The organism is Spongiibacter sp., assembly GCF_984394615.1.
Map to the genome: position 1 here is coordinate 1 of NZ_CFHTQA010000077.1, position 4,142 is coordinate 4,142.

Here is a 4,142-nt window from a genome sequence, read left to right on the forward strand (position 1 = left end):
GAACGAAGTGTAGTAATTTGAAATGGGTATCCATTTTATCGGGGGAAGATCACAAGCGGCAGAGCGCGGCGTTATGCATCTGCAGGAGGAAAGCATGAATATTAAAGTCGAGCACCGTGGTACTTGTCTTTGCGGTGCAGTCCGAATTGCAGCTAAGACAAAGAGCAATAGCATCGGAGCCTGTCACTGCACGATGTGCCGAAAATGGGGGGGCGGCCCGCTTTTCGCAGCCGAGTGTGAAAGTGACGTAAACTTTGAAGGTGTCAATCACATATCCACCTTTAGCTCTTCAGAGTGGGCTGAGCGCGGCTTCTGTCAAGTATGCGGCACTCACCTATTTTACCGCTTAAAGCAAGAAGGACACTACGCGATCCCTGTCGGGCTCTTTAATGGCGGAGATCAGTGGAGTCTTACTGAGCAAATATTTATCGACCAAAAGCCTCCGTTCTACTCGTTTACACAAAAAACGAAAGATCTTACCGGCGAAGAGGTTTTTGCCCAGTATTCAGAAAAGTAAGTCTGGGTGGGTGGAATTGCATAACAAGGCCAGGCACAGCGACGGCTTTTCCGTTGCGGCTTCGCCTCCACTACAAAGCCGCGCGTGCTGGCGACGTTATGTTTCTTAGAGCCTCTACGAAATGAGAGTAAGGCACTTCGCATCGAAGAGTATAAAAATCGGCTTCGCTCTTGAGTGGGAGTCGATTATTACAGAATTTTTCATAGCGTTTCTGCTCGGTGTATTTGCATTTATGGGGTACACGGCTAAGATTCCCCTCCTGCTTTTCCCCTGCGCAATTGCAGCGGTGGTGTGTTTTATTATGACTGTCCTGAGGGCCTGCATGGCTGTTAAAGATAAAGTCGAGTCATTACAAAATCATGAGAAGCAGGAGTAATATTTCGAGAAGGTGAAGAATCATAACAATGGCAGGAAGTTGCCGCCTGAGTTCTGTTGCTTAAGGATGTGAGTGAGGCGGTCGCAAGATGTATGTACCAAGCCAGTTTCAAGAAGATGACCTAAACGCGCTGCAGCAGTATATCCGCGACTACGGATTTGGCCTGCTGATTGTTGCTGATGATGAGGGTATTGAGGCGAATCATGTGCCTTTTTATCTGAACTCAGACGAGGATGGCGGTCAGGGAACGCTTCAGTGTCATCTGGCTCGCGGGAATCCTGTGTGGAGGCGTTTGCAGGGCGGCGCTCGGGTGCTGGCGGTTTTCCAGGGGCCAGATGCTTACATTTCGCCGTCACTGTATGCGACCAAGGCGGAAACCGGCCGGGTGGTGCCTACCTGGAATTATCTTGCTGTTCATGTCGAGGGCAGGGCGCGTGTGGTTGATGACGCAGGGTGGCTGACGGCGCATCTCCATCGCTTAACTGATCAGCAGGAGCGCGTGATGAGGGCGCCGTGGTCTGTCGATGACGCGCCAGAGGATTTCACCGATCGGCTGATTGCCGCCATCGTCGGTGTGGAGATCATGATTGAGAGCTTGACCGGTAAGGTCAAGGCTAGCCAGAACCAGCCAGAGAAGAATCGCCAGTCGGTGAAAGCGGGTCTTGAGGCCGCTGGTGAGGATTCCCAGCGCGCCATAGCGATGCTCATACGCTGAGAAGGTTTATTGGCTGATTTTCGGTATTCGGTATCTGCTTTATCGGTCTCGTCGGCCCCTCGTCAAGTACGCTGGCTGGGCAGTTTGTTCTCCCTCAGCCCCAGCACAAGCCATCGGCAAGTCAGTGTAGAGTGCTGGCGTCTATTCGCCCTTTATTTCTACGTTTATTCATCGTCTTCCTCTTCGTGATGGTGGCTCGCGGCATCCTTTTTGATATTGAAGTTGATACTGATTATCATTTTGTTTTAGTATCTGCGCCAGATTCATTGACCTCAATTTGACGCGGCCGGAGTGTTCGCTCCGCAGGCTGACACGACAGGAATGATTTATGAAAATCTTCAATCGCGGCATTCTCGCTGTCTCTGTAGCGGGAGCGATTTCGATAAACGGCGCGTATGCCATCGCCGCTGACGCGGAAGAAGGCTCCGTTCAGGTATCAGGGCGAGCGGACCGTGGGGATATTGAGACGGTTCATGTTTACGGAGAGCCTGAGAAGACGCGTACCGCAACAAAGCTTAATTTGACGATACTCGAAACGCCTCAGGTGGTATCGGTGATTTCGCGTGACCAGATTGAGGATTTCACTCTGCGTGAAGTGAACAGCCTGTTGCGATACGTGCCAGGTGTCACGGTGGAAGAGGTGGAGACGGGCCGAACGTATTACACGGCGCGGGGCTTCGATATCGTCAATTTCCAATATGACGGCGTTGGTGTTCCGTTCTCCTATGGCCTGACGCAAGGCCATGATGATTCAGCGATTTATGAACAGGTTGAGGTGGTCAAAGGGGCGACCGGTTTAACAACGGGGCTCGCCAATCCCTCTGCGACAATTAACTATTTGCGGAAACGGCCTACTGAAGAGTTTCAGGCAATGGCACGTGCCTCTGCCGGGAGCTGGAGCCAGTATCGCGTCGATGGAGACGTATCGGGCACGCTCATCGAAGACAGGCTGACCGGGCGTCTTGTGGTTGCCCGCGAAGATGGTGATTCCTATCTGGATCGCTACAGCAAAGAGATGCAGATATTTTATGGGGTGATTAGCGGTGCGATTACCGAATCCAGTCGCTTCACCCTTGGGCATACCGTTAACGATAGTTATACGGAAGGGAATTCGTCAGGGGCATTGCCGCTTTTTTACAGTGATGGTTCGTTGACGGATTACGATGTTTCAACCAATACCGCTCCGAAGTGGGCCTATCAGGACGTACAGCAAACACGTAGCTTCCTGGAGCTGGAGCAGGATTTAGGTGAGCGTTGGGTACTGAAGGGTATCTACACGCGCCATGATCAAGACAAGGAATGGCAGTCGTTCTATTTGGCTGGTGCGCCAGACCCGGATACCGAAGTGGGGCTTACCGCTCATGCCAGCCTGTATCAGGCCAATGATAAAGAAGACATATTTGACCTGTTTGTCAGCGGCAGCTTTTCATTTCTGGGGCGCGACCACCAGTTGGTTGTCGGCGCGAATATGGCTGATATCAAGCTCACCGGACGCTCTGTTTACACGCAAAACTGGAACTACGATCCCGTCGGCGGTGATTGGGCAGATGGCGCGACACCGCGCCCGACGTTCGATGTTTACGATGCGGCGTCTCAGTCCACCGATATTGATCAGGAGCAAAACTCCTTCTATATCTCGACACGCCTGTCGTTGAGTGATGCGCTCTCGGTTCTGCTGGGTGGGCGCACAGTGGATATCGAACAGGACGGGGTAAGTTACGGGGCGCCTCAGGATGTCTCCGACAATGAAACCGTTCCTTATGTCGGTGTGACCTATGAAGTGCTCGACGGCACCATGCTGTACGCCAGCTACAGCGAGGTCTTCAAGGCGCAAACCTGGGTCGATGCCAACTTGGCGCCGCTGGGGGCCGTGCGAGGCGAGAGTTCTGAGGTGGGCGTTAAGCAGGAGTTTTTTGACGGACGTGCGGTACTGACCTTTGCGCTGTTCGAATCTCGGCAGGAGAATTTTGGCGAATGGGTAGGCCGGGATAACACGTCTGGCTTGAATCTTTATCGCGGTGTTGAGTTTGAGAGCGACGGCTTTGAACTGGAGCTTGCTGGTGAGGTGTTGCCAGGGCTTAACATCAGTGCTGGCTACACGGAGGTCGAGGTCGAGGATGAGAACGGGAACGATACCCGTCGTTTCATTCCTGCCCAGCAGCTCAAGCTGGCTACTGCCTATAATGTGCAGGCCGTTCCGGGCTTGCGCGTCGGTGGCGGCGTCAACTGGCAGAGCAAAATTTACTATGGCGATACCGAAGTTCAGTCAGGTTATGCACTGATTGATGCCTTTGCGAGCTATAACCTGACCGAGACACTTACGCTGTCTCTCAATGTGAATAACGTCGGTGATAAAAAATACCGGCTGAGCCCGCAATGGGGGCAGGCGAACTTCGGTGCCCCGCGGAATGTGATGGGATCAATTACCTGGCGGTATTAATTCAATACATCGCCATACAGATAGGGCCTGACTGTCAGTCGCGACGGGGCTCAGACATAGGAAAATATGTCTGAGCCCCGTTTTCTCGTCATCA

At 52.7% G+C, this 4,142-nt stretch carries 3 protein-coding genes; all 3 read left to right on the plus strand.

Annotated features, from left to right (window positions below; translation table 11 throughout):
• The first annotated feature begins 94 nt into the window (after positions 1-94).
• Complete coding sequence (locus AC5DB9_RS16410) at positions 95-517, plus strand: GFA family protein (protein WP_273009534.1); 423 nt, start codon at positions 95-97, stop codon at positions 515-517.
• A 464-nt stretch (positions 518-981) separates the two neighbouring features.
• Positions 982-1,608: an FMN-binding negative transcriptional regulator gene (locus tag AC5DB9_RS16415; protein ID WP_272990676.1), complete on the plus strand. Its 627-nt coding sequence runs from the start codon at positions 982-984 to the stop codon at positions 1,606-1,608.
• A 328-nt stretch (positions 1,609-1,936) separates the two neighbouring features.
• The gene (locus tag AC5DB9_RS16420) at positions 1,937-4,048 is read left to right on the plus strand and encodes a TonB-dependent siderophore receptor (RefSeq protein ID WP_272990679.1); all 2,112 of its coding nucleotides are present in this window, start codon (positions 1,937-1,939) and stop codon (positions 4,046-4,048) included.
• Positions 4,049-4,142: the final 94 nt, after the last annotated feature.